General features: G+C 63.5%; 25 protein-coding genes. 10 read left to right on the plus strand and 15 right to left on the minus strand.

What is annotated here, in order from left to right:
- Window positions 1-154 precede the first annotated feature (154 nt).
- Window positions 155-1,054 carry a bestrophin family protein gene (locus tag D6Z43_RS06640; protein ID WP_120651192.1) on the plus strand — a complete coding sequence of 300 codons (900 nt, stop codon included), beginning with the start codon at window positions 155-157 and terminating at the stop codon, window positions 1,052-1,054.
- Between the two features lie 6 nt (window positions 1,055-1,060).
- Here the strand turns inward: D6Z43_RS06640 and D6Z43_RS06645 are convergent, their stop codons facing one another.
- The gene (locus D6Z43_RS06645) at window positions 1,061-1,954 is read right to left on the minus strand and encodes a hypothetical protein (RefSeq protein ID WP_120651193.1); all 894 of its coding nucleotides are present in this window, start codon (window positions 1,952-1,954) and stop codon (window positions 1,061-1,063) included.
- 226 nt (window positions 1,955-2,180) lie between these two features.
- Between D6Z43_RS06645 and D6Z43_RS06650 the strand changes: the two genes are divergently transcribed.
- On the plus strand, window positions 2,181-2,966 hold the full coding sequence (locus tag D6Z43_RS06650) for an SDR family oxidoreductase (RefSeq protein ID WP_120651194.1): 786 nt from the start codon (window positions 2,181-2,183) through the stop codon (window positions 2,964-2,966).
- Between the two features lie 78 nt (window positions 2,967-3,044).
- Here D6Z43_RS06650 and D6Z43_RS06655 read toward each other — a convergent pair whose 3' ends face one another.
- The 3 genes from D6Z43_RS06655 to D6Z43_RS06665 all read right to left on the minus strand — a co-directional run bounded on the left by D6Z43_RS06655 (window position 3,045) and on the right by D6Z43_RS06665 (window position 6,072).
- Complete coding sequence (locus D6Z43_RS06655; protein ID WP_120651195.1) at window positions 3,045-3,455, minus strand: SRPBCC family protein; 411 nt, start codon at window positions 3,453-3,455, stop codon at window positions 3,045-3,047.
- Window positions 3,456-3,542: 87 nt separating this feature from the next.
- On the minus strand, window positions 3,543-4,553 hold the full coding sequence (locus tag D6Z43_RS06660; RefSeq protein ID WP_120651196.1) for an aldo/keto reductase: 1,011 nt from the start codon (window positions 4,551-4,553) through the stop codon (window positions 3,543-3,545).
- Between the two features lie 214 nt (window positions 4,554-4,767).
- A complete protein-coding gene (locus D6Z43_RS06665) occupies window positions 4,768-6,072 on the minus strand; it encodes an MFS transporter (protein ID WP_120651197.1) in 1,305 nt (434 codons plus the stop codon).
- A 480-nt stretch (window positions 6,073-6,552) separates the two neighbouring features.
- Between D6Z43_RS06665 and D6Z43_RS06670 the strand changes: the two genes are divergently transcribed.
- Window positions 6,553-7,716, plus strand: coding sequence for an iron-containing alcohol dehydrogenase (locus D6Z43_RS06670; RefSeq protein WP_120651198.1), 1,164 nt, complete (start codon window positions 6,553-6,555; stop codon window positions 7,714-7,716).
- A gap of 36 nt (window positions 7,717-7,752) precedes the next feature.
- Window positions 7,753-8,067 (plus strand): NIPSNAP family protein, encoded by a 315-nt coding sequence (locus tag D6Z43_RS06675; protein ID WP_120651199.1) that lies wholly within the window; start codon window positions 7,753-7,755, stop codon window positions 8,065-8,067.
- 42 nt (window positions 8,068-8,109) lie between these two features.
- On the opposite strand, the gene D6Z43_RS06680 is transcribed toward D6Z43_RS06675, so the two are convergent.
- Both D6Z43_RS06680 and D6Z43_RS06685 read right to left on the minus strand, forming a co-directional pair.
- Window positions 8,110-9,033, minus strand: coding sequence for a LysR family transcriptional regulator (locus D6Z43_RS06680; RefSeq protein ID WP_120651200.1), 924 nt, complete (start codon window positions 9,031-9,033; stop codon window positions 8,110-8,112).
- 372 nt (window positions 9,034-9,405) lie between these two features.
- Entirely contained in the window at window positions 9,406-10,302 is an 897-nt protein-coding gene (locus D6Z43_RS06685; protein WP_120651201.1) for a LysR substrate-binding domain-containing protein, read from the minus strand.
- A gap of 131 nt (window positions 10,303-10,433) precedes the next feature.
- On the opposite strand from D6Z43_RS06685, the gene D6Z43_RS06690 reads away from it, so the two are divergent.
- Entirely contained in the window at window positions 10,434-11,225 is a 792-nt protein-coding gene (locus D6Z43_RS06690) for an SDR family NAD(P)-dependent oxidoreductase (RefSeq protein WP_120651202.1), read from the plus strand.
- Window positions 11,226-11,301: 76 nt separating this feature from the next.
- A complete protein-coding gene (locus D6Z43_RS06695) occupies window positions 11,302-11,991 on the plus strand; it encodes an alpha/beta hydrolase (RefSeq protein ID WP_120651203.1) in 690 nt (229 codons plus the stop codon).
- 7 nt (window positions 11,992-11,998) lie between these two features.
- On the opposite strand, the gene D6Z43_RS06700 is transcribed toward D6Z43_RS06695, so the two are convergent.
- Complete coding sequence (locus D6Z43_RS06700) at window positions 11,999-12,799, minus strand: lipase family protein (RefSeq protein ID WP_120651204.1); 801 nt, start codon at window positions 12,797-12,799, stop codon at window positions 11,999-12,001.
- Between the two features lie 167 nt (window positions 12,800-12,966).
- Between D6Z43_RS06700 and D6Z43_RS06705 the strand changes: the two genes are divergently transcribed.
- A complete protein-coding gene (locus tag D6Z43_RS06705; protein ID WP_120651205.1) occupies window positions 12,967-13,866 on the plus strand; it encodes a LysR family transcriptional regulator in 900 nt (299 codons plus the stop codon).
- Window positions 13,867-14,059: 193 nt separating this feature from the next.
- Here the strand turns inward: D6Z43_RS06705 and D6Z43_RS06710 are convergent, their stop codons facing one another.
- Complete coding sequence (locus D6Z43_RS06710) at window positions 14,060-15,406, minus strand: MFS transporter (RefSeq protein WP_120651206.1); 1,347 nt, start codon at window positions 15,404-15,406, stop codon at window positions 14,060-14,062.
- A gap of 318 nt (window positions 15,407-15,724) precedes the next feature.
- On the opposite strand from D6Z43_RS06710, the gene D6Z43_RS06715 reads away from it, so the two are divergent.
- The gene (locus D6Z43_RS06715; RefSeq protein ID WP_120651207.1) at window positions 15,725-17,161 is read left to right on the plus strand and encodes an aldehyde dehydrogenase; all 1,437 of its coding nucleotides are present in this window, start codon (window positions 15,725-15,727) and stop codon (window positions 17,159-17,161) included.
- 177 nt (window positions 17,162-17,338) lie between these two features.
- Here the strand turns inward: D6Z43_RS06715 and D6Z43_RS06720 are convergent, their stop codons facing one another.
- Window positions 17,339-18,619: an OprD family porin gene (locus D6Z43_RS06720; protein ID WP_120651208.1), complete on the minus strand. Its 1,281-nt coding sequence runs from the start codon at window positions 18,617-18,619 to the stop codon at window positions 17,339-17,341.
- Window positions 18,620-18,783: 164 nt separating this feature from the next.
- Here D6Z43_RS06720 and gcvA point away from each other — a divergent pair, with 164 nt between their 5' ends.
- Complete coding sequence (gcvA, locus tag D6Z43_RS06725; RefSeq protein WP_120651209.1) at window positions 18,784-19,689, plus strand: transcriptional regulator GcvA; 906 nt, start codon at window positions 18,784-18,786, stop codon at window positions 19,687-19,689.
- Between the two features lie 120 nt (window positions 19,690-19,809).
- On the plus strand, window positions 19,810-20,715 hold the full coding sequence (locus D6Z43_RS06730) for an NAD(P)-dependent oxidoreductase (protein ID WP_120651210.1): 906 nt from the start codon (window positions 19,810-19,812) through the stop codon (window positions 20,713-20,715).
- Window positions 20,716-21,345: 630 nt separating this feature from the next.
- Here D6Z43_RS06730 and D6Z43_RS06735 read toward each other — a convergent pair.
- The 6 genes from D6Z43_RS06735 to D6Z43_RS06760 are packed head-to-tail and all read right to left on the minus strand — an operon-like array spanning window position 21,346 to window position 26,027.
- Window positions 21,346-22,542 (minus strand): CaiB/BaiF CoA-transferase family protein, encoded by a 1,197-nt coding sequence (locus D6Z43_RS06735; protein WP_120651211.1) that lies wholly within the window; start codon window positions 22,540-22,542, stop codon window positions 21,346-21,348.
- Window positions 22,532-22,927, minus strand: a complete 396-nt coding sequence (locus D6Z43_RS06740; protein WP_120651212.1) for a PaaI family thioesterase — start codon at window positions 22,925-22,927, stop codon at window positions 22,532-22,534. Before D6Z43_RS06740 ends, D6Z43_RS06735 begins: the two co-directional genes overlap by 11 nt.
- Window positions 22,928-22,945: 18 nt before the next feature.
- Complete coding sequence (locus tag D6Z43_RS06745) at window positions 22,946-23,752, minus strand: enoyl-CoA hydratase/isomerase family protein (protein ID WP_120651213.1); 807 nt, start codon at window positions 23,750-23,752, stop codon at window positions 22,946-22,948.
- Window positions 23,753-23,762: 10 nt separating this feature from the next.
- On the minus strand, window positions 23,763-24,527 hold the full coding sequence (locus tag D6Z43_RS06750) for an SDR family NAD(P)-dependent oxidoreductase (RefSeq protein ID WP_120651214.1): 765 nt from the start codon (window positions 24,525-24,527) through the stop codon (window positions 23,763-23,765).
- 1 nt (window position 24,528) lies between these two features.
- On the minus strand, window positions 24,529-25,674 hold the full coding sequence (locus D6Z43_RS06755; protein WP_120651215.1) for a thiolase family protein: 1,146 nt from the start codon (window positions 25,672-25,674) through the stop codon (window positions 24,529-24,531).
- Entirely contained in the window at window positions 25,671-26,027 is a 357-nt protein-coding gene (locus tag D6Z43_RS06760) for a Zn-ribbon domain-containing OB-fold protein (protein WP_120651216.1), read from the minus strand. Before D6Z43_RS06760 ends, D6Z43_RS06755 begins: the two co-directional genes overlap by 4 nt.
- Window positions 26,028-26,154: the final 127 nt, after the last annotated feature.

Genomic DNA, 26,154 nt, shown 5'->3' on the forward strand with positions numbered 1-26,154 from the left:
TCGACCCTATCTATGCAGCCCCCCACTCAAACAGCCACCCCACAGCAACATCGATAGACCGCACTGATTGATCGGTCATCATCAGCGATTGGACGTAAGGGCTGGCACCGCCTTAGCTTTCGCCACACGTACTTCACTGGTGCCCGGTACTCCGATGATCGTCCGCCCGAAACCCAACCTGCTCGACATCCTCACCACCCTCAAGGGCTCGATCGCGCGCCACATCGCGCTGCGCACAGTGATGATCACCCTGCTCGCCTGCCTCATCGTCGTAGTCGAAAACCTGCATCCCGACTGGTTCATCAAGGTCAACGCCATGCCCTTCACCCTGCTGGGGCTGTCGTTGTCGATCTTCATGAGCTTTCGCAACAACGCCTGTTATGACCGCTGGTGGGAGGCGCGCAAGGCATGGGGCCAGGTCATCATCGAAGTTCGCTCGTTCATCCGGCAGAGCGTGACCATTCCCGATGCAGCACTGCGCGAGACGCTGCTGCGCGAGCTTTGTGGTTTCGCCCATGCCCTCAACGCCCGGTTACGGGACGAGGACGAACGGCAGGCGGCACGTCCCTGGCTGAGCGGCCCCTCCGAAGCCTACGGCCTCAATCCAAGCGACGGCATCCTGCGGCATATCGGCAGCGAATGCGCCCGACTGGCCAGTCGCGGCGAGATCAACGAATGGCGCTACACCCTGCTTGAAGCCCGGCTGACTGGTCTTGGCACGGCGCAAGCCACCTGCGAACGGATCAAGGGCACGCCCCTGCCCTTCCCCTACACCCTCTTGCTGCACCGCACGAGCTACATCTTCTGCCTGCTGCTGCCCTTTGCCATGGCTGGGCCCCTGGGCTGGCTGGCACCCATCATCACCATCTTCGTTGCCTACACCTTCTTCGGCCTGGATGCCATCGGCGACCAGCTCGAAGACCCCTTCGGCCGTGACGAAAATGACCTGGCGACCGACGCCATGGTGCGCACCCTGGAGCGGGAGATTCTCGATGCCCTGGGCCAGCGTGAGCTGCCGCCGGCACCGACGCCGCAGGACTACGTCCTCACCTGACGACGGTCAGGGCGCCACATAGGGCTCGATGAACCGGCAACCGAGCAACTCATCCAGGCGCTTGCCATCGCTCAGGCGACGAAACAGCCCCGGCGTCATCCAGGGGGCATATCCATCCACATTGGGCGCACCGAGTCCGGCCTCCAGGTCCGGGATCAGCAGCGTGCGGGTCTCGAAGGAAATCCTCGTGAGTCCGCTGCTGTTGCCCACTCCGGCATGGGCATGGGCACCCGAGAAGGCAATCAGCTCCCCCGGCTCCAGCAAAACCGGCGCACCTTCTTCCGGCAGTTGTTCGAGCAGATGGGGAATCGCCTCATCCGCATCCACCGAATTGCGTCCGTTGCTATGGGAACGCTGAAGAATTGCCTGCATGTCGAACTCCGCACTGGTGTTGGGCAGCGACTGACGCCACAGACGCGGATAGATCGCAAAGGTTCGCTCGGCCGAAATCGGGTAGATCGGCGCCCACCAGTTGGTCTGGCCGTAGAGGTTCGAGCCCCAGGTGTCCCGGTGGAACGCGATCGTTGCCGTGGTGCGTGAGCGCGGAGCGACTTCACCGGGTTGCTGATGTGGCTGGAAGCGCAAATGCAGCCGATCGCAGGCAAGATGCTCGACCTCGAAGCCCAGCCCCTCCAGCAGATCGCGCCAGAGCGTTTGCACCTCCGTCGAACGGATGAACTCCTGCTGGCACTGCGCAAAGCATTGGGTTTGCCGAGCGTGGGAAAGATGCAGATGGATGTGCTCCGGGCGGTGGGGATACAGGCGCGCCTCCAGCAGGTCGCGAGAGAGGGCCACCAACTGCTCCATGGCGGCCTGCCCGCTGAAGCGGAGAATGTCTCCGGCGTAAATGCGCGACTGGAATCCGCGCGGCTCGAAAGGCGTCGCGAGCGAGCTGTACATGATCGAAGGATTTCCTGGGTGGCTGGAACCCGACTCTAGGAATCAGCCGCGCCCGGCAACAGCGGCAGAAGGCTGCACAAAATACAGATCAGCCCGGCGCGGCTGATTAAACTCCTCACGGCACCTTCACACCTGTAGCGTTGTCGCGGATTTCTGGCGGTACCGATGCCGCCATTGCGTTTACTGAACCTATGACTTCGCTGAATCCACTTCGAGGAGAGATGACATGGACCTGGGAATCACAGGGCGCTGGGCAATCGTCTGCGCCGCCAGCAAGGGGCTCGGCAAGGGTTGCGCGGCAGCCCTGGCTCGCGAAGGCGTCAACCTGGTAATCAACGCCCGTGGCCAGGACGCGCTGGAGGCCGCAGCCAAAGAACTGCGGACTCAAAATCCGGGGATCGAAGTACGCAGCGTAGCTGGCGACGTCGCCCTGCCCGAGGTGCGCCAGGCTCTGCTCGATGCCTGTCCGCAGGTGGACATACTGGTGAACAACGCGGGTGGACCACCCCCTGGCGACTTCCGTGACTGGAGCCGCGAAGACTGGCTGAAGGCGCTTGACGCCAACATGCTCGCCCCCATCGAGTTGATCAAGGCAACCGTGGACGACATGGCGGCGCGCGGCTTCGGTCGCGTGGTCAACATCACGTCCGGGGCGGTGAAGGCCCCAATCGATGTACTCGGCCTGTCCAATGGCGCTCGCAGCGGGCTGACCGGCTTCATCGCCGGCCTGGCGCGCCAACAGAGGTTGGCCGGGTGCAATGTGACGCTGAACAACCTGCTGCCCGGCGCCTTCGATACCGAGCGCCTGCAGAAGACCCTGAAGGCCTCAGCCAATGGCGCCAACAGCCTGGAGGAAGTCGCGGAGAGACGTCGCCGCGCCATTCCAGCCGGACGCTTCGGAAGCCCGGAAGAATTCGGCGCCTTCTGCGCGTTCATTTGCAGCGTTCATGGCGGCTACCTCACCGGCCAGAACCTGCTGCTCGACGGCGGTGCCTATCCGGGCACCTTCTAAGCGTTCCCGACCGACAATCGCCGACGACAAGAAAAGGCACCCTGTAGAGGGTGCCTGATAGCAGAACCTGGAAAGTGATCAACCTTCTAGGGTTTGCTTCAACGCTGCGAGTCCCCCCTTGTAGATCTCTTCGAACATCGCTTCGGCTTCCGCCTCACTGATGCCATCGGGCGTGAAGGAACCGAACCACTCGACTTTGCTGCCATGGCCATTGGCGAGTACACGCAAGGTGGCCTGGTAATCGCGAACCGGAGCTGGGCCCTGGAGGATGGTGTAGGTGTAGCTGCGTTCACTTTCGCTGAAAGCCAGCAGGCGTTCGATGATGGTCTTGCCTTCGATGCTCTGCAGCGTGCGGATGCGACCACCTTCGCTCAGAGCGCTCTTGGGAATGTACGGCAGCCAGTCAGGCAGTGAATCGAAGCCACCAATCAGTTGCCAGACCTGGTCGGCGCTGACGTGAAGGTCTATGGAGGCGTAGGCGTTGCTCATGGACTTATCTCCCGGGGCGCTGGCCCCTGAAATCGATCGAGAATTTTTGGAGCCAGGCCCGGCTGACCGCAGGGCCTGGCGAGGTGCTTAGTTGGCAGGTACCGGTGCCTGGGCCGCGATCAGGCCCTGCTCGCGCAGCGCTTGCCAGAAGGCCGCCGGAATCGAGGCCGACAGGGCGGCATGATCCTCATTGGCGTGCAGCACCCGGGTGGAACCAGGAATCACCGCCACCACAGCAGGGTTTGCCAAGGCAAATTGCAGGGCGGCTGCCTTGATGTCGACACCATGATGCTGCGCCACGTGGCGGATGCGTTCGAGCTTGGCCAGAACCGGAGCCTGCGCCTTCTGGTACTCGAAATGCTCACCACCGGCAGTCACGCCGGAGCTGTAAGGGCCACCGACCACGATCCCGACGCCTTGCGCAGCCGCCGCCGGCATCACCCGTTGCAGTGCACGCTCGTGATCCAGCAACGAATAGCGACCGGCAAGGAGGAAGCCATCGGGTTGCGGCTCTTCGAGGTCGAGAGTGAGTTCGATGGGTTCGACACGGTTAACACCCAGGCCCCAGGCTTTGATCACACCCTCTTCCCGCAATCGGGTCAGGACTCGGAAGGCACCTTTGCGCGCAGTCTCGAAGCGCTCGAGCCACTCATCGCCGTAGAAGTCCTGGGCGATGTCATGGATCCAGACGATATCCAGGCGGTCTGTCTGCAGGCGCTTGAGGCTTCCTTCGATGGCACGCAGGGTGCCATCGGCTGTGTAGTCGTTGACGATGCGGTTCTTGTTGCCGTGCTCGAACAGCCCGCTCTTTTCACCCAGTTCGCGGCTGGACGGGTCCTCCAGTTCGTCGAGGATGATGCGGCCAACCTTGCTGCTCAGCACATATTGATCACGCGGGCGACCGGCCAGGGCGGCGCCCAGGCGGGATTCGGAGAGGCCGGCGCCGTAAAACGGTGCCGTGTCGAAGTAGCGCACACCGTTGTTCCAGGCAGCATCGACGGTGGCCTTGACCTCTTCCTCGGTCACTGCGCGGAACATGTTGCCCAGCGGAGCAGTACCGAAGCCAAGGGGATGAGTGATCAGAGACTTGAGGTTCATGGGGCTTCTCCTGATTCAGTGGTTGAAGGAGTCGGTTCGTTCTCCTGTGGGCTCATCCTATGGGCAGCCACATGAGACCGTCCAAGTCATAATTCGACACAGCTGAGACCTGCGAGGTCTTTCGCCTTCAGAAAGCGACTGCGCGGCGCCGTTATCCGGACGGGCCGTGCAGCCAAGGCATGAAACGGAGTCAGGAACCCGGACGCGCGCCCGTTCAGGTGCGCTCCCGGTAGTCGATCAAGCTGGAGAAGAGCGCCAGCAGCGCCGCCATCACCACGAAGAAGATCAGGGCGAGGAAGTAGGAGCCACTGAACTCCACGATAAGACCGATCAGGATGGGCACTACAACACCGGCCATGTTTCCACAGAAGTTCATGGTGCCGGCCAGCACGCCGGTTTTCGCCGGGCCGCCGATGATCGCGGGCAGGCACCAGTACATGCCGCACCACCGGATGAAGAACATCGCCACACAGAGCAGACCGATCACCAGCGGCGCGCTCGAAACGTAAGCCGCCCCCAGGATGCAGGCAGCTGCCACCAGGGCCGAGCCGCTGAACATGCTGCGCATCACCAGGTTCGGCGAGGCACCAGCGGACTTCCAGCGATCGCCGATCCAGCCGCCGATCAGCTCACCCACGAAGCCGCACATGAAGATCAGGAACGTCGCGCCACCCATCGCCGAGATGTCCAGGCCGTGGGCCTTGTGCAGGTAGCTCGGCATCCAGGTCAGCAGCCCGTAGAAGACGCTGAGAACACAGCTGTATCCCGCGAACATGGCGAGAATGGAGCGATCCTTGAGCAACACGCGCAGGGGTGGGTTGTGTTCACGACGCCCACGCTGGGCATTGGCGTTGGCCGAAGTGATGTGCTCCAGCTCGGCCTCGTTGACGCCAGCATGCTCGCTCGGATGATTGCGGATGTACTTCCACGCCAGGACCCCGGCGAGGACGGTGCCGACGCCTGCCACCACAAAGGCCATCCGCCAGGAGCCCAGCCAGGCGATCAGTCCGGAAATGATGATGGCGCCCAGGGCGCTTCCCAACGGCGCGCCGCCATCCACCAGGACTGCACCTCGACCGCGCTCGTTCGGGGTTAGCCAGGCGCCATTGAGCTTGGCGCCCGCCGGCATGATCGGTGATTCGGCAACGCCCAGGCCGATACGCGTGGCCAGTAGCACCAGCCAGTTATGCGACGCCGCGCCCAGGGCCTGGAACAGCCCCCAGGCAACGGTAGCGACGCCGATGATCCCGCGGGTCTGGTAGCGGTCCAGCAGCAGGCCGCCGGGAATCTGCATCAACGCATAGGACCAGAAGAATGCGCTTAGCAGCAGACCTTCCATGGCCGGCGAGAGATTGAACTCAGGAGCAATCAGCGGCAGGGCCACCGACAACGACGCCCGGTCGATGTAGTTGATGGCAGTGAGCAGCAGCATGATCAGGAAGATGCGCCAGCGCACGTTGGTGGGCCGGAGTGCATCCACCGCTTGCACGGAAATCGCTTCAGGGGACGGTGTTTTCATGGTTCGTCTCATTCTTGTGATTGTCGGGTCGAGAAAGGTCACACCAGCCCACTGGAACGGAGTGGCTAGTCAGCGCGAAAGAGGAATGGAGGAGTGGGCGGAAGAACTTTTTAATTCACAAATCCGTCCCTGCCTAATGAGACTTCATGATTGGGAGATAACCGATCCTGATCATCTTCCAGAACAATCTGAATCCCCCGTAAAGCAACGAAGACAACTCACGGCGGATAACTTTCGGTTATCTGCAGATCAGCTCTTTTCATTTGGAAGTGCGGGCACGGATTTGTAGCTTCCATCTCGAAGTTGCCCTTCCCCAACCCACAACACTCAACCAACAAAAAAGGGAAAAACCATGAGTGCAGAGCGCCTTTCACCCGCCCTTCATCTGCTGCCGGTTTCGCTGGCCTGATCCGAACCTTTCGTACCTGACGTCGCCGGCACGGCTCACCCCTGCCCTGGCGGATTGCTCACGAGGCTGCCATGAACCATTTCCAGTTCTACTTCCCCACTATCCTGAAATCCGGCAACGGCCTGGCCCACAAGGCTGGCCAACTGCTCAAGCCCTACCTGCGCGAAAAGCTGCTGGTCATTACCGATGAAGGCCTGATCAAGTCAGGTGTTCTCGAAGGTTTCTTCCAATCCCTGGTCGACGCACAGATCCCCTACGAGGTGTTTTCCGGCGTCGAGCCCAACCCTAGTACCGAGGTGCTCGACCAGGCCGTGGCCTTCCTCCGGGAGAACGGTTGCGACGCAGTGATAGGTGTCGGCGGAGGCAGCAGCATCGACACCGCCAAGGGTGTTGCAGCCATGGCCACCAACAGCGGCAACATCCTGGACTACGAGGGCTATGACCGTCTCCCGAACGTCCCCCTGCCGATCTTCGCTATCCCGACCACGTCCGGTACCGGCAGCGAATGCACTGCATCCACGGTATTTACCAACAAGCAGACGCTGTTCAAGACGGTCATCATCAGCCCGCTGCTGTTTCCCAAGCTGGCGATACTCGACGCTGAACTGACCTGGAAGCTGCCGCCGGCCATTACCGCCGCAACCGGCATGGATGCGCTGACCCACGCCATCGAATCCTACGTCTCCAAGCAGGCCAACCCGGTCAGTCAGGCCCTGGCGATCCAGGCAATCCGCATGATCAGCAGCAGCCTGCGCAAGGCCTACTTCGTTGGCAACGACAGCGAGGCCCGGGAAAGCATGCTGCTGGGCTCCTTCCTCGCTGGCGTCGCCTTCGCCCAGTCGAAGCTGGGCAATGTGCATGCGATTTCCCACACCTTCGGCGGCGTCTTCAACATTCCCCATGGCATTGCCAACGCCACGCTGCTGCCCTACGTGATCGGCTTCAACCTGCCGGCCTGTCCGGAGAAGTTCCGCGACATCGCCATCGCCATGGGCCAGGACACCAGCGGCCTCGACGACCTGGCTGCCGCGCGCAAGGTGGTGGATTTCGTGGTGGAGCTGAATGCCGCCCTGGGTATACCGGACAACATCAAGGACCTGGGCGTAAACCTGGACTTCTTGCCGCAGATGATCAGCGACTCCATGCGCAGCGGCAACGTACTGGTCAACCCGCGCCTCACCACCGCCGCAGACATCGAATCCATCATCACCCGCGCCTACCACGGCACTCACTGAGTGCCGCGGACCGGCACAACCCGAGGACCCCTGATCATGTTTTATGAAATGCGTACCTACACCATCCAGATCGGCAAGATGAAGGAGTATCTGCAGCACTTCGAGGCCGAAGGCTTGCCGGTGATCTCCCGCTACACCCGGCTGGTGGGCTGGTGGTACACCGAGATCGGCGAGCTGAACCAGGTAGTGCACATCTGGGCCTACGAGAGCCTGGACGACCGCATCAAGAAGCGCGCCGCGCTATACGAAGACCAGGACTGGCTGACCCGATTCGTGCCCAAGGCCTTCCCGATGCTGATAAAGCAGGAGTCCAAGCTGCTGATGCCGGCGGCCTTCTCACCCATCCGCTAGTTTCTGGAGTGCGCCGGGCGCCGCGCGCTACGCGTGGCGCCCTCAGCGACAGGCCAGTAGCTCGTCCACCAGCAAACGCGCAGCCGGCGACAGCTCGGTTCCGGTGCGGCTGACCGCGCCGAAAGGCTCGACCAGTGCGCGCAGGCAAACCGGCAATTGCACGAGCATGCCGAAGCCTTTGGCAAACTCGGCCACCTCCCGCGGAATCACCGCTACGAGGTTCGGGTCTTCTTGCAGCAGCATCATGGTGGCGAAGGTCGACGAGGTTTCCAGCGGGTAACGCGGTACCTCGAGGCCCGCCTCACTGAGCTCACGTTCCAGGGCCTGGCGCATCGGCGTATTCACCGGGTAGACGATCCAGCGGTAGTTGCTGAGCTCCTTGATATCCAGTTGGCCAGCGCCCGCAAGTGGGTGATTGCGGGTGGCGACCACCGACAACGGTTCATCGCTGAGGGCCACGCTCTGGTAGGCACTGGCTCTCTGGCTGACGCCGGTGCGGCAGATCGCGATATCCAGGCGCCCCTCGTCGAGCAGCCCGAGCAGACTGGCACTGGTGTTTTCCACCACCTCCACCGACAGCGTCGGCTGCCTCTGTCGCAGTCGGCTCAGTGCCCGGCTCAGCAGGGGCACCGCCCCCATGATCACGCCCACGGAAAGCCGACCGCCCTCGCCTTGCATAATGCCCATCACCTCTTCCCGCAGATGTGACAGGTCGCTGTAGATCAGCCGCGCATAGCGCGTGATGCAACGCCCGACGTCGTTGGGCACCAGCCCCTTGGGTTGCCGCTCGAACAGCGGCATGCCGAGGATGGATTCGATCTCCCGCAGGACCTTGGTCGCCCCCGGCTGGGAAATCGCCATCTCTTCGGCCGCCTTGTGCAGCGAGCCATGGTTGTCCAGTTCAATTAGCAATCGCAGCTGTTTCAGGCGAAGCCGGGCGGCGATGTTTTCCAGGGACGGGAACATGGTGGATTTCTCGGGGGAAAGGCAAGAATTATAACTAACAGAGTCAGGCGATCTTTGCTTTCACTGAAATACATAATTGCCAAAAGATCACGAACCTGACAACTCGCAAGTCGACCTGGCTTGACCGATAACAAAGCATGATCAGGTAATCCAACTTTTTCATTAGGCGGCTGAAAAGCAACTCGCTAGAGTCGACACGCAACAACTCTTTTATGTACCGAAGATGAAGATGCTCCGCACCGAAGTTCCTTCAATGTCTTCTTCGTTTGAAAAGTGCCACCTGACAACTGACCGCTCCCTGATCGCCGATGAATTGGCGAGCCCAGGCCCGACGCACTAGGCTGATTCGGGATGAGGCCGCGCACGTCGGAATCAGGCGCGCGTACCTGCTAGCACCATTTCGCGGAAGTCGCCGACGATCGGCCGCAGATCGACTCGGTGCCAGGCAGCCCAGAGTTCGATGTCCTGGTTCAGCCAGGGCAGTTCACGCAGTACGACGTTCTCGTTGCCTTCACCTTTGATGCTCTGCTGTATCAGCGCCAGTCCCAGGCCCGCGGACACCAGCCCCAGGGCACTGAGTGGTTCGGCCGCTGCCAGCCTGATCTGCGGAGTGAAGCCGGCTTCTACGCAGCTGGCGAGGAAGCTCTCGCGTTTGTGCTGCAGCAGGTTGCTCTCGACCATGATCCAGTCCTGCCCGTGCAGGTCCGCGGGCTCAATGCTGGCCTTTCCCGCCAAGGGGTGCTGGGCCGGGAGTGCGAGATGCAGCGGGTCTCTGAACACCGACGCGGCGAGCAGTTCCGGGTCGTCGGCTGCTGGCGGCTCGCAAACCAGGGCGATATCCAGGCTACGTTGGCGCAGCCCTTCGAACTGCTCCTGCACAGAAAGGTTGTACAGCGCGATGTGGATGCCGGGACGCTGCTCACGCACCGTACGCAGCGCCTCAGGCAACACACCGCCGTGGATGGCATGGCTGACGTAACCAATGCACAGGCCGCCCTCCTCGCCTCGCCCCAGTCGTCGCCCGAGGGATTCCAGGCGCTCGGCGTGCTTGAGCAGCGCCTTGGTTTCATGGAGGAAAGTCCTGCCATCGCGGGTCAGGCGCAACCGCTGCTGGCTGCGTTCGAACAGTTGCAAGCCGAGGCGGTCCTCCAACTGCGCGATCTGGCGGCTCAAGGGGGACTGGGAAATATGCAGGTGTTCTGCCGCGCGGCCGACGTGTTCGACTTCGGCGACCGCGACGAAATAGCGAAGTTGTCTGAGATCCAGCACATGACCTCCGAGGACTTAAGTATGACGAATCAGGACGTGGACGGTCTTATACGCCGATTCTAGGATGCCGCCCAGACCCCATTGATCACCGGTAGCCAACAGCGCTGCCTACCCTTCAGAGGACCCGAAACATGAAAATCGACCTGAGCGGCAAGACTGCCATCATCAGCGGCTCCACCGGCGGCATCGGCCTGGGCATCGCCCGCGGCCTGGCAATGGCGAACGCCGACGTTGTAATCGTCGGCCGTACCGCGGCAGCGGTAGACGAGGCGGTTGCTGGCATCACGGCCAGCGGCGGCAAGGCACGCGGAGTGGTGGCCGACCTGGGAACCGCCGCAGGCGCCGAGGTGCTGTTCGCCGCCGAATCCAGCGCCGACATCCTGGTCAACAACCTGGGGATCTACAACGAAGTGGACTTCTTCGAGACCGATGACGAAGAGTGGACCCGCTTTTACGAGATCAACGTGCTCTCAGGGGTGCGCCTGGCGCGTCACTACATTCCCACGATGGTAGAGCGGAAATGGGGCCGGGTGATTTTCCTGTCGTCCGAGTCCGGAATCGCCATTCCCGCCAACATGATCAATTACGGCGTTACCAAGAGCGCCAACCTGGCCGTTTCCCACGGCCTGGCCAAGCGCCTTGCCGGCACCGGGGTCACGGTCAATGCGATCCTTCCCGGCCCTACCTTCACCGAGGGCGTGGCCACGATGGTCGCCGACGCCATGCGTGAATCCGGACGCAGCGCACGGGAAGAAGTGGACGCTTTCGTCCGCAGGGCGCGTCCCAGCTCCATCATCCAGCGCGCTGCCGAGGTAGAGGAAGTTGCCAACCTGGTGACATACGTGGCATCACCGCTGTCCTCGGCAACCACCGGCGCCGCCCTGCGTGTGGACGGCGGTGTAGTGGACAGCCTGGCAATCTGACGGCTGGAACAGGTGCCAGGGTGACCAGCGGCTAGGCTTTGCAGGTGCTGCACCCGCTGAGTCGATGGAGAAGGTCATGCCTGCCAAGCCCAATATCCTGCTGGTCCACGGCGCCTGGGGCGATGCCTCGCACTGGCGCTACCTCATTCCCCTGCTGCTGGATGCCGGGTACTCGGTCAGTGCGGTACAGAATCCCCTGACCGCCCTGGCTGACGACGTGGCGCGCACCCGCAAGCTCGCCGAGTCCCTTGGCGGGCCCACCTTGCTGGTCGGGCACTCCTACGGTGGAGCGGTCATCTCCGGCGCCGGCCATGCAGCCAATGTCGTGGGGCTGGTGTTCGTCGCCGCCTTCGCGCCGGATGAGGGCGACAGCCTGGGTGGCATCTTCGCCCGCGCCGAACCACCGCAAGGTGCCGGCGGCATCCGTCCGGATCAGGAAGGTTTTCTCTGGTTGGCGGGCGACAGCTTCCACGCCAATTTCTGCGCCGACCTTCCCGAGCGGGACGCCCAGGTCATGTCGGTCACGCAGAAACCCATTGCCGCGCGCTGCTTCGAAGACAAGGCCGGAGCGCCGGCCTGGCGTGGTAAACCCAGTTGGTATCAGGTGTCATCCGGCGATCAGATGATCCCGCCTGCCACCCAGGCCTGGATGGCCGAGCGCATCCAGGCCCGGAAGACCATCACCCTGGATGCCAGCCACGCATCGCTGGCATCGCGCCCCAGGGAGATATTCGGGTTGATCGAAGAAGCGGTGAAAGCGCTGTAGCCGCCCCTCACCCATTCATCGGCGCATCGGGATTGTTGATCGCATAGAGGTAACAGTCCGCCATGCTGTGGTCACCCGCGAAGCTGCTGTAGCTGGCGGTAAAGGTCACGGCCAGGCCGAGGTGCTGGTAGACCCAGGAGTCGGTCACGCCCGGCGGGACTTCCGGAACCAGATCGCTGTCGTTCACCACACGGTAGGTGGGGATGTTCAGGCCGTTGTAGTAGGCGGCGAAATTCGGGTCGACCACGCGCGGGCTGGCGAAGTTGTAGTGCTGCAGCGGCTGGTCCGGCCATTGGGTATGCAGGTCGAGCACCGCCAGGCTGGACAGCGCGCTTCCCAGGCTGTGGCCGCAAACCCAGAGGTCGCCACCCGGTTTCAGGCCGTCCAATGCTTGCAGGGCCTGATCGCGCAGGGAGGTGTATAGCTTGAGGAAGCCCGCATGCACCTGGCCTATGCCCGACTGCCAGGGGTATTCGCTCTGCGTGACGTCCAGGTCATCCACCCAGTCCTGGGCCGATTCGGTACCACGAAACACCAGGTACACCGCACCGCTGGGGTCACTGACGGCAAAGCCGAAGGGCTCGGACTCGTTGATGTACTTCAGTTCGCTGAGGATGCTCCAGACCGGCGCAGAAAAACTCCAGCCACTCATGCTCGGGGGCTGCCAATTGAAATCGGAAGGTTTGCGCGGCTTGTCCTGCTTCAGCCATTGCTCGTACTGGTCGTAGGCCGCTTCCACCAGGTTGGCGCATTGCAGCGCCTGGGTCAGGGAAAACGCAGCGGGAAAATACATGGGAAGACTGGGCATGGTGGCCTCCTTGCCAATGAGTTGTGGGGTTCCACTCTAGACCAAGGCTGCCTTGCGTACAGCGGTATCCGTCCGTATTTCGATTTCGCGTTGCGTTCACTTGTGGGCGGTTTTACTCCTGTGTGAATCCCAATAAGCTCGCTTGAGTTAATGAGCAGGACTCACCAATGAAACCCGTATCCGCCGCTGATCTGAACATCTTCCTGAGCATCGCCGCCCACCTCAGTTTCAGCCGCGCGGCCGTCGAACTCGGGCTCTCGCCTTCGGCCCTCAGCCATGCCCTGCGCGCCCTGGAAGAACGCCTCGGGGTGCGCCTGTTCAACCGCACTACTCGCAGCGTGGCGCTCACCGAAGCAGGCGAACGCCTGTACGCCCGCATCAAGCCGGCCTTTCGCGATATCGACGACGCCCTGGAAGACCTCAACCAGTTCCGCGACTCGCCTTCCGGCACCCTGCGCATCAATGCCGGCCGCGCCGCCGCACAGTTGGTGCTGCTGCCGCTGGCCAGCCGTTTTCTCGAGGCGTACCCGGATGTGAACCTGGAAATCTCCGCCGACGATGCGCTGGTGGATGTCGTATCCGCGGGGTACGACGCGGGCGTGCGCTTCGGCGAACGCCTGGAGGCCGATATGGTTTCCCTGCCCATCGGGCCCTATATGCGCTCGGTGGTGGTGGCGACACCCAGCTTCTTCGAGCGTCATCCCGTGCCACGGAAACCCCAGGACCTCCACGGGCTACCCTGCATCCGCCATCGCTTTCCCAGCGGCAACTTCTACCGCTGGGAGTTCGAACGCGGGGGCATGCAACTGGAAATCGAAGTGGACGGTCCCCTCACCCTGGGTGACGTGGGCCTCATGGTCGGTCCGGCACTGCAGGGCGTCGGGCTGGCTTACGTATTCGAGGAAATGGTGGCCGACCATGTCGCCGAAGGGCAGCTGGTGCAGGTACTGGAAGACTGGTGCCCCTTCTACCCCGGCCTGCACCTCTACTACCCCAGCCGGCGCCAGGTGCCGGCGGTGCTCAAGGCCTTCATCGAGTTCGCGCGGGCGGCAAGGCAGGAACCTTGACCCCAGGGCCGGTGCGCGTGGCGCACACCGAAAAGCAAAGGCCGAACCCATTGGGCCCGGCCTTCACCTTTATCCAGTTCGCATCGCTTCCGAAGCAGGTGCGCGTGGCGTACGCTACGTCCAGCACCCAGCCTCTCCGGTAGGGTGCGCCGTGCGAACCACGAACGTACCCACCAGGCTCAGCCTTCTATTATCAGCGCAGCGGCTGCCCCTTCATCTCCGGCATGCGGATGTAGACCACCAGGCTCACCAGGCTCACCGCTACCAGGTAGATCCAGAACAGGTGGCCGTAACCGGCGCCCGAGATGGCGGTCATGATGTACGGCGAGGTGCCACCGAACAGGGTGACCGACAGTGCGTAGGGCAAGGCGATGCCAGTGACCCGCACCTCAGCCGGGAACTGCTCGGCCATGGTCACGGCGGAAGCCGCGCCGAAACCGGTCATGATCACCATGGAAATGGTCTGCAACAGGGCAACTTCCGCCAGGCTGATGCCCTGGTAGAGCAGGCCAAAGCTCGGCCAGGCCCAGAGGATCGACGCGGCGGCGAAGGCGATCAGCATCGGCCGGCGACCAATGCGGTCTGCCAGCATCCCGGCCAGCGGCAGCAACAGCAGCGACACGCCCACGGCGATCACGCCGGCCAGTAGCGTCTCGCGGATCGGCATGCCGGTCACCAGATGGACCTGCGAGGGGTAGCTCACCATCCACACGTAATTGAGCAGGTTGCCCGCCATGGCCACGCCGATCACCCGCAGCACGTCCTTGCGGTGTTTGGTGAAGATGTCGCGGATCGGACGCTTCTCGACGGCAGCCTTGGCCACGCGGGACTTGAACACTTCGGTTTCCTTCACCGACAACCGAATCCACAGGGTCAGCACACCCATCAGTGCGGCAATGACGAACGCCACGCGCCAGCCCCAGTCTTCCAGGGCCGTGTCGCTACCCACCGAGGCCAGCACGACACCGAGCAGGAAGGAAACCAGCGTGCCGGCGTTGATCGCGAACCACTGCCAGGAGCCCGCAAAGGCGCGGCGATTGGACGGCGCGGATTCGATGAGGAATGCCGAAGCGGAACCGAATTCACCTCCGGCAGAGAAGCCCTGGGTCAGGCGTGCCAGCACCAGGATGATCGGCGCGGCGATGCCGATGCTTTCGTAGTTCGGGCAGACGCCGATTACCAGCGAGGCCACCGACATCAGCAGGATCGACAGGGTCAGGCCCTTCTTGCGGCCGTAGCGGTCGGCGAACACGCCGAGCACCGCGCCGCCAATGGGTCGCATGAGGAAACCTACGGCGAACACCGCCAGCACCGAGAGCAGCGCGGTCAGGCTGTTGCCGGCCGGGAAGAATTGCTTGGCGAGGATGGATGAGAAGGTGGCGTAGATCACCCAGTCGGTGTACTCGACTATGGTGCCCAGGGTTGCCGCCACGATGGCTTTCTTCTCGGTCCGGGTCAGTTTTCGGCCCTCGGAGGCCGTGGCAGTGGCTGGGCCGGTTTCAGGCATGAGACCACCAATCGCACTATTGTCGTTATTCATTGCATCGCTCCCGTGAGCACACTTTTTGTTGTTGATCGCCCGAAGGCGTTCTCTTCTGGTTAGCGAGCAAGATGCAGCGACACGCGGGGCTGGTGAAGCGAGATTTCCGCCCTGTTCGCTTGAGTTTAATTCAACTTAAGGAGTAGGCATGACGGCCAGTGCAGGCCATTGGACGCTTGATTTTTTTTCAAGCGACGGCAGCTGAAAATTCCTTTGAAGGCACAGCGTCGAATGCCCAACCTGCCCCCAACGCCCGGGTCGACGAACAAGAACTGCACCCACTCATGATCCGGGCCTTGAACTGAGGAGACTCGAAGCATGTTCCTGAAAGTTGAGAGCTACATCGGCGGACGCTGCCTGGCGCCGGCCGGTGGTCGCTACGTCGACAAGTTCGACCCGCGCACCGGCGAGAAGCTGGGCGAGGTCGCCAACAGCGGTCCCGAGGAAGTGGAACTCGCTATCCAATCCGCCCAGGAAGCGCTGCCCGCCTGGCGCGACATGCGCCCCTCCGAGCGCGGTCGCATCCTGGTGGAGCTGGCGCGCATCGTTCGCCGCAGCGAGGACCGCCTTGGCAAGCTGGAGAGCGCCGAAACCGGCAAGCCCGGTCGCGAAATGGCCACGCTGATGGACCTCACCGCGCAGTACTTCGAGTTCTATGCCGGCCTGGTCAATGTCATGGACGGCGAAGTGATCAACCAGGGCCCGAACTACCACGTCTATACCCGCCGCGATCCGTTCGGCGTGATCGGCGCCATCCTGCCCTGGAACGCCCCTCTGCATCAGGCCGCACGGGCCATCGCTCCGGCGCTGGCCACCGGCAACACCGTGGTCGCCAAACCCTCCGAGCACACCTCCGCGTCCCTGGTGGAACTGGCGCGCATCGCCGTGGAGGAAGCCGGCCTGCCTGCCGGCGTGTTCAACGTGATCGTCGGCAAGGGCAGCGTCATCGGCCCGGTGATGGCGCGCCATCCACTGATGCGCAAGATCTCCTTCACCGGCGGCATCACCGCAGGCCAGGAACTCGGCCGAATCGCCGCCGAACGCATCCTGCCGCTGACCCTGGAACTGGGTGGCAAGTCGGCCAATATCGTCTTCGATGACGCCGACCTCGACGCCGCCGCCAAGGGCGCCACCAGCGCTTTCACCTGGAACAGTGGCCAGTGGTGCTGCGCTGGTACCCGCCTGCTGGTGCAGGAAAACGTCCACGACCGCTTCGTCGAGAAGCTGGTGGCCGAGGTCGCGGCACTGCGTGTCGGCCCGGACTTCGACTCCACCTCCGGCCCCATCACCACCAAGGCGCAGTTCGAGAAGATCCAGAGCTACTTCGAGGTCGCCGCGCGTGAGGGCCTGAAGCCGGCCATCGGCGGCAAGGTGGCCAGCGGCGCGAACCTGGGCAATGGCTGGTACATCGAGCCCACCGTCTACACCGGCGTGACCAACGACATGACCCTGGCCAGGGAAGAAATCTTCGGCCCCATCCTCTGCGTCATTCCCTTCAAGGACGAGGCCGACGCCCTGCGCATCGCCAATGACAGCGAGTTCGGCCTGGGCGCCGGTATCTGGAGTCGCGATATCGGCCGCGTCCACCGCGTCGCCGCGGGTCTTGAGGCTGGCCGTATCGTGGTCAACGAATACAGCGGTGGTTTCGTCCAGACCCCCTGCGGCGGGTTCAAGCAAAGCGGCTATGGCCGCGAGCAAGGCATCGACGCCCTCTCCCACTACACCCAGTTGAAGTCGGTGATCATTCGGCTTTGAAGCCAACCCCACCGCAAAACAAAACCCCGCCTGGTGCGGGGTTTTGTTTGTGCTTGGGAACCGGGGTGCTTCTATGCCTCTCAAGGGGTGGATAGCGCTCTTCTCATCCACCACCGATGCCCAACTGAACCGCAAATGGCGGAAGTAAAGAGCGACTTCCACCCTTGCGATCTGTCCTCACCAGATCGGCAAGGTGTAGGTCACGATCAAGCGGTTCTCATCGATATCCGGCCCGAAGTTGCTGCGTACCGTCGCATTGCGCCACTTGAGGCCGAGGTTCTTCAGCGGTCCGCCCTGCACTACGTAGGCGATGTCGGTGTCCCGTTCCCATTCCTTGCCCTCGTCCACGCGGTTGGCAACGTCTACCCCATCGCCGGAAAGGTAGCGCGTCATGAAGGTCAGCCCAGGTACGCCCAGCGAGGTGAAGTCGAAGTCATAGCGGGCCTGCCAGGAGCGTTCGTCCTCGTTGCCGAAGTCGTTGACCTGCACCAGATTCACCAGGTAGCCGTCGGCACCGCTGACGTAGGCAAAGCCGGTGTCACCGGACATGCGCTGATAGCCGAGCCCAAGGGCATGGGGGCCACGCTTGTAGGTGAACATCGCCCCAAGCGCGCGGTTGTCGACGTTGCTGTCGCCGTCGTCCTGGCTCTGCGCCCAACGCAGGTCCGACTTGATGGAGCCGGCCCCGCCCAGGTCCAGCAGATGGCCAAGGGTGAAGTAGTGCTGGCGGTAGATGCCGTCCAGTGCGCCGTAGTGATAGGAAGTGGTCAGGGCTGGCGTCCATTTGTAAGTGGCACCAGCGAAGTCCAGTGCATCGCTGGTCTTGTGGCGGCCCAGGACAATGTTCCGCGCCCCGCCGTTGAACACCTGCATCTCCTCGTTATCGGACGAATTGCGCAGGTTCACCCGGTCGATACGGCCGAGGTCCAGGTTCAGATCCTGGACTTGCGCACTGCTCAACCACGCCCCCCGGAAGGTCTGTGGCAACAGACGGCTGTCATTGGAAAGGGCAATGGGCAGCTTGGGCTGCAGGGTGCCAACCTTCAGCAAGCTGCTGGAAACGCGCACCTTGGCGGTCAGCCCCAGTTCGCCGTACTCGTCCTGGGCACGATTGGGCTTTTCGCGATCGGATTGCAGCAGGCCGGTGCCAGTGCGGTCCGGGCTGGAATCGAGCTTCACCCCCAGCAAGCCGAGCGCATCGACGCCAACACCGACCGGGCCTTCAGTAAAGCCCGATTCATAACGCAGCAGGAATCCCTGGGCCCACTCCTCGGCCTTGCTTTGCGGGGCTCCGTCCTGGCGGAAATCACGGTTGAAGTAGAAGTTGCGCAATTCCAGGCTGGCCTTGGAATCCTTGATGAAATCGGCGCTGGCGGTGCCGTTGGCACCCAGGGTCAGGCCGAAGAGCGCGAACAGGGTCTGCGGACCAATGCGATTGGCCCGGTTGGGAGTGGTCATGGAGCGGCTCTCTTTTGTTGTTGTGGTACGTCCGGGGCCGATGCTAGGAACCTGCCGGAGGCCGCGACAAACGATTAAAACAGGCCTTTCGCTTGAGATTTACTCAATCAGAACTAGAGTAAGATTCCGCGCCTTTTCACCTGTCACACAAGAAGATCCGGAAGATGGACAGACTGCCGCCACTCAATGCCGTACGGGCCTTCGAGGCCGTCGCCCGGCACCTCAGCATTACCCTTGCCGCCGACGAACTGAACGTCACTCCCGGCGCCGTCTCACGGCAGATCCGCGCACTGGAGGAGTACATGGAGCAGCCGTTGTTCCTACGTGGGCATCGGCAGATCACCCTCACCCCGGCTGGCGAGCAGTACTTCAAGGCGGTAGCACGGATCATCGAAGAGCTGCGCAGCGCCACCCGCAAACTCAAGCGCCCGGCCAAGCGCCGGCAGATCAAGGTGCGCGCCTATACCACCTTCGCCATGCAATGGCTGATTCCAAGGCTCGCCAGCTTCCACCAGGAGAACCCCAAGATCGAGGTGCTGCTCACTGCCTCCCTGGACCCGGTGGACTTCCACAAGGAAGACCTGGATGCCGCCATCCGCCTCGGTAACGGCGACTGGCCCAACTGCAACTGCCATGTGCTCAGCGACAACATCCTCGCCCCGGTGTGCAGTCCCGCGCTGCTCGACATCGGCCCCGGCCTGGAGGAACCAGCCGACGTGGCCGAATACACCATGCTCCACTCCATCGCCCGCCCGGACGACTGGAGCCACTGGCTGCAAGCCACCGGCGTGGGCAGCGCGGTGGATGCGCGGGCCGGCATGACCTACCAGAGCTCATCGATGGCCTATGCAGCGGCCGCCGGCGGCCAGGGCATCGCCATCGCCCAGTTGTTCCTGGTGGAGAAGGAACTACGCGAAGGCACCCTGGTGCGACCGTTCCCGCAGACCGTGGACATGGGCGCGTACACCTATTACCTGCTCACCCCCAGACACCGGCCGGAAAGCGAGGACATGACCACCTTCCGCCTCTGGTTGCTGGAGCAGGCACGCCAGACCCGCCAGGCCGCTTGAGTTTTCCTCAACGCTTCCAGGCTCAAAAGTGCTTTGTCCGCGTCGCTTGCGGCTTCCTAGGATGGTTCCCCTTCACCCGAGCACGGCTGAAGACCCGTCCGTTGAACTGGAGCGACAATAATGAACGAGAGCATCGGTTTCATCGGCCTTGGCGCCATGGGCCAGAGAATGGCGCGACACCTGCTGGACCACGGCTTCGGCCTGGAAATCTGCGACAGCAACCCACAAGCCCTCGAGCCCCTGCTGCAACGCGGCGCACGTAGTCACGCCTCGCCTCGAGCCGTGGCCGATGCCGCGCAAGTGGTGCTGGTCTGCGTGCCGACGCCGGAGATAGTCGAGCAGGTGGTACTGGGTGAGAACGGTGTCATCCATGGCGAGACCGTACGCGTGCTGGTGGACCACTCAACCACCGGCCCGAGTGTCGCCCGCCGCCTCGACCAGGCGCTGAAGGCACGCGGTATAGCGACCCTGGACGCTCCTCTGGCCGGCGGCGTCGCCGGAGCCGAAGCCGGCACCCTGTCGGTGATGGTGGGAGGACCTGGGGAAGCCTACGGGCGTTGCCAACCGGTTTTCGCCGCGTTCGGCCGCAAGGTGGTTCACCTTGGCGACACGCCCGGCCTGGGCCAGAGCCTCAAGCTGGTGAACAACATGATCGTCGGCGCGACCCTGGTGGCTACCAGCGAGGCGCTGCTGTTCGGCATCAAGGCCGGCCTCGAGCCAGGACAGATGCTGGACATCCTCAATGCCAGCACGGCGCGCAGCTACACCAGCGAACAGATCCTCGCCGGTACCGTGCTCAAGCGCGAATTCGACTTCGGCTTCCGCCTCGACCTGATGCGCAAGGACATCCGCCTGTTCCTGGCCGAGGCCGAAGGCACCGGGACGCCGGCACTGACCTGCGCGGTGGTCAAGCAGCTCTTCGACCAGGCCATCAACAGCGGCGAGCCGACCCGTGACATGACCCACGTGGTGCGAGTGCTGGAAGACCTGGCCGGGGCAAGGATCGCATCCACGCCGCCCTTGTAGGAGCGAGCTTGCTCGCGAAGCTATTGAGCCAATCTTTCGCGAGCAAGCTCGCTCCTACACAAAGCCCGATGGCGACGAATCCCGGCGCATAGGCTGGGATTCCTTCACTGCACAACGTTGGGCGGGGCGTAGGAGCGAGCTCTGCTCGCGAAAAAGAAACCAGCACCGGAACCATCGCCTTGCGTACTCCATCGATCCACCAACGAGGGGTGGCTGGGGCGCCGGATGGTGGATGCGAAGAGCGGCATCCAGCCCACGCAAATGGAGCCCGGCTTTTCGCGAGCAAGCTCGCTCCTACACAAAGCCCGAAAACGACGAATCCCGGCGGGTTGGCCGGGATTCCTTCACTGCACAACGTGGGGCGGGCGTAGGAGCGAGCTCTGCTCGCGAAAAAGAAACCAGCACCGGAACCATCGCCTTGCGTACTCCATCGATCCACCAACGAGGGGTGGCTGGGGCGCCGGATGGTGGATGCGAAGAGCGGCATCCAGCCCACGCAAATGGAGCCCGGCCTTTCGCGAGTAAGCTCGCTCCTACACAAAGCCCGATTGCGACGAATCCCGGCGGGTTGGCCGGGATTCTTCTTTGCTCAGGCTTCGCCCTCTACCATTGCGACTGCATGAAGCTTTCCTACGCCGCGATCACTGCCCCGCTCGCAGTCACCTCCTCTACTTCCAGTTCGCTGAAGCCCATTTCCACCAGCAACTCGCGGGAATGCTCGCCCTTGTCTGGTGCCGGTCTGTATGGCTGCTGCGCCGCCTCGGCGCTGTTCACCGGGAAGCCTGGCACCCGCAGCTCGCCGTGCCTGGGGTGCTCGATGGTGGCGAGCATGCCGTTGCTGGCCAGTTGCGGGTGTTCCAGCAGATCGCTGTAGTCGGCCACCCTGGCGCAGAGGATGTCCGCCTCGCGCAGGCGCTCCAGCCAGTGGGCAGTGCTACGAGTACGGAAGACCCCATTGAGGGCCTCCTGCATCTCGGCCCGATGCACCACACGCTGGGCAGAGGTGACGAAGCGCGGATCACTCGACCATTGCGGGTTGCCGAGCACGGTGCACAGTCGCTCCCAGCGATTGCCGTTGTAGGCCGCCACCATCAGCCAGCCATCCTCGGTCTGGAATGCCTCGTTTGGCGCCGAATAGGGCGCGGCACTGCCAATGGGGGTCGGCAGTTCGCCGTCACGCAGGTAGCTGCTGATGGACGACTGCTGCAACGCCAGCGCCGAATTCATCAGGCTCACGTCCAGGTGGCCGCCCTGCCCGTCCCGATGCCGGGCCTGGAGTTTGGCGAGGATGGCCATGCACGCCATGTAACCAGTCACCACATCGACCACAGGTGCCTGCACCTTGCAGGGCGGCGCGCCGGGGGTGCCGATCAGGCTCATCAGGCCGGAGTCCGCCTGGAGGATGCCATCCACTCCGGCACGGTCCGCATAGGGGCCTTGCTGGCCATAGGCGGAAATGGAGCAGTAGACCAGGGCCGGATTGATCGCTTGCGCCGCTTCGAAACCCAGGCCAAGCCGGGCCATCACGCCGGGGCGCATGCTTTCGATCAGCACATCGGCTTCTTCCAGCAGGCGCTTGGCGACAGCCAAACCCTGTGGGTTCTTCAGGTCCAGGCAGAGCCCCTGCTTGCCCCGATTGAAGCCGTGGTACAGCGCGCTGGAATCACCAACCCAGGCAGGCCCGAGGGTGCGGCCAAGATCGCCTTCGGGCGGCTCGACCTTGATCACCCGTGCTCCCATGTCTGCCAGCAGCATGGTGCAGGTGGGACCGGCAGCGATCTGGGTGAAATCCAGCACCGTCAGCCCTTGCAAGGCATTACGCAACATGGCGGCGCTCTCCCTGCTTGAAGGTTCCCTGGGCGGTGGCCAGCAACTCGCCTTCCAGCGTCTCCAGCGACGCCTCGGCGAAGTAGAGGCTGCGGCCGCTGCGATTGACCTTGCCCCGCGCGATGACGGTTCCACTGCGGGCCGCCTTCAGGTAGGCGATGTTCAGCATCACCGTCACGCCGTGAATCTCTTCCTCGTCCTCGGCGGTGTGCAGCCCGGCGTAGCCGCAGGCGGCATCGAGCAAGGTGGCGACCAGCCCACCGTGCAGCATGCCCTGTCGGTTCAGGTGCCGCGCCTCGATGGGCATACGGAACTCGGCGGCGCCTGCGGCCCAATGGACCAGTTCGACGCCAAGACTCTGCAGGAACGGATTGCGCAATTGCATGGTGATCCTCCCCGGCGCCTAGCGCCCCTTGTACTGCGGCGGACGTTTCTCGGCGAACGCCGCGCGCCCTTCCAGGCGGTCTTCGGTGTCGCGCAAAACGCCCCAGTAGAGTTCGGTCAGGCGCTGGGCGTCGGCATCGGACAGATGCGCGGTCTGCCGCGCCAGTGACTGCAGGGCCTGGATCGCCAGCGGCGCCGCCACGGCGATCCGCTCACCCAGTTCCAGGGCACGCTGCAACAGTGCCTCAGGTGTTTGAACCAGCTCCGAGACCAGCCCGATATCCAGTGCCTTGGCCGCATCGATGCGCTGGCCGGTCAGGGCCATCTGCATGGCATGGGCCTGGGGGACCGCCTTGAGCAGACGATGCAGGCCGGACACCGCCGGTATGGAGCCCACCACCGCTTCCGGCAGGCCAAAGCTGGCATTGCCCGAAGCGATGCGCAGGTCGCATTGCAGCGCCAGCTCGAGGCCGCCACCGAGGCAGTGGCCGTTGATGGCGGCGATCAGTGGCTTGCGCAGGTCGAGGTCAGACAGATCCATCAGGCGGATGTACAGCCCGTCGTCGGCCGCCAATTCCTTGTCGAGGAACAGGGCCTCGGCATAGGACGCGTGGGATACGCGGGTGCTCTTCAGGTCAGCGCCGACGCAGAAGGCACGATCCCCCGCGCCGGTGATGATCGCGGCGCGGATATCGCGGTTGTCGCGGACGTCCACCAGGTGGCCACGCAGGGCGCGCAGGGAGTCGATGTCCAGGGCGTTGAGGGCTCCCGGGCGATCGAGGCGGATGACCGCGACAGCACCCTGGATTTCCATGTGTACGGGCATGGCGACCTCCTCAGACACTGGCCGACGACAGGCTGCGCCCGCCGCAGACGTAGAGCGTCTGGCCGGTGACGTAGGAACTGGCTGGGTCGAGGAAGAATTCCACCGCATTGGCGATGTCATCCGGCGAACCGATACGCTTCACCGGCACGGTATCTTTCAGGCGCGCCTGCACCTCCGGCTCGAAGGCCTGGAACAGCGGCGTGTCGACGATGCCGGGCGCAATGGTGTTGACGGTGATGCCCTTGGCGGCGAACTCGATGGCCAGGCTGCGGGTCAGGCTCACCACACCGCCCTTGGCGGCGGAATAGTTGGCCTGGCCGAAGCCACCCAGCCATGCCCGCGAAGACAGGTTGACGATGCGCCCGAAGCCCGCGTCCAGCATCAGCGGCAACGCCGCCCGGCAGCAGAGGAACTGCGCCCGCAGGTTGGTATCCACCACCAGGTCCCAGTCGTCCTCGGTCATCTTCAGGAAGCGCTTGTCGCGCACCACGCCGGCGTTGTTCACCAGGAAATCCAGGCGCCCGGATACTTCCCGGATCTGCGCGAAGGCGCCCTCGACGTCCGCTCCCTGGGTGAGGTCCAGCGCGATGCCGTGGGCGTCGCACCCTTCGTCCTGCAGCAGCTTGACGGCGTCCAGCAGGACAGGTGCATCGCGATCCAGCAGGTAGACGGTGACGCCCTGGCGCGCGAGGCGGGTGGCGATGCCGAGGCCAATGCCGCGAGCAGCGCCGGTTACGGCTGCCACCTGCCCTTCATGGAAACGTTGTGCAGTCATCTCACACCCCCAGTACGTGAACGGAGGACGCGGCATGGTCCACGCCAGCGATGCCGCCACCGGTGCACTGGGCAACGCCAATGCGCGGGTTATCGGCCTGGCGGCCGGTGGCACGGCCCTGCAACTGCCACATCAGCTCGACCATCTGCGCCACGCCGGTGGCACCCAACGGGTGCCCCTTGGCGAGCAGGCCGCCACTGGGGTTCACCGGCACCCGGCCGCCGAGCGCGGTAGCACCGGAATGCAGCAGCGCGACCGCTTCGCCGTGGGGCGCGAGCCCCAAGGCTTCGTAGTAGAGGAGCTCGGCGATGGTGAAGGCGTCGTGCAGCTCAACCACGCCCACGTCGCGCGGATCGACGCCAGCCTGCTCGTAGGCCTGGCGAGCAGCGCGAGCAGTGATTTCTGCGTCGAGGATGTCGTCACGAGCACCCTCGCGCAGGCCGGATACGACGATGGAGCCGAGCACGCGCACGTCCCTGGCATGGGGGCCCGGCTTGTTGCCGAGCACCAGGGCGGCGGCGCCGTCCACCTGGGACGGGCAGCACTGCAACAGCGTCAGCGGGTCGGCGATCATGCGCGAGCCCAGCACCTCCTCCAGGGTTACTCCGGTGCGCTGCTGGGCGTACTCATTGAGGGAGCCGTGATGGCGATTCTTCACCGCCACACGGGCGAGGTCGGCTGGGCTGGCGCCGCGCTCGTGGATGAAGCGGGTGGCGCGCATGGCGTAGACCGCCGGCAGCACCATGCCGGCCTTGGCATAGAGGTCGGTCTTCTCGTCGTTGCGCTGCAGCGGAATGGTGCCGCCACCCAACTGGGTCAGTTGTTCGATGCCAAACACCAGCACGCGCTCGTACTGCCCGGCCAGCAGCGCATGACGTGCCAGGTGCACGGCGGTGGCACCGCTGGCGCAGGCGTTCTCGACGTTGTAGACGGGGATGCCGTCCAGGCCGAGATCGCGCAGGATCACCTGGCCGAGGATCATGCCGCCAAGGACGTTGGCGCAGTAGATCGCCTGGATGTCTTTCAGCGCGAGGCCCGAATCAGCGACGGCCTTGATGATCGCCTGCTGGGCCAGCTCTGGCGCCATCACGCCCTGGTGGCGGCCGAAGCGGGTCATGGCACCGCCCATTACATGCATCTGGCTCATTGGCGGGCCTCCACGGATTCGAACACATAGCCATAGGTTTCATCGGGCAGGATGCGGTAGCTGGCACCGATCACCGGACGCTCGCCGCCGGTGATACGGCCGAACAGGCGCATCGGCCCTTCGAGGTCCAGGTAGCCCAGGGCGAATGGCTCCAGGCCGCTCTTGGGGCCCGGATGGATGATGGTGAAGCTGTACAGCTCACCTTCGCCGGCCAGCGTCTCGGTGCGGTACTGGTTGGCCAGCGGCGAATGGCCGGGCAGCGCAGGGAATACCAGTTCGCCAGTGGCGATGTGGCGGGAGCCAAGCAGGCGTGAGGGGCTGGCGTCTCCCCAGAGGGATGGCAGTGGGTTCATGTCGACCTCCTGTTGTTTTCAGCCGCGTGAACGGCTCTGGACTGAGGCTATGGTCGACATCGGGCGGGAGCCCGACAAACGATATAAAGACCGCGACTGGTTGAGTTTTTTGCAAGCCAGGAGACGA

Origin of the sequence: Pseudomonas sp. DY-1, assembly GCF_003626975.1 — a bacterium.
GTDB lineage: Bacteria > Pseudomonadota > Gammaproteobacteria > Pseudomonadales > Pseudomonadaceae > Metapseudomonas.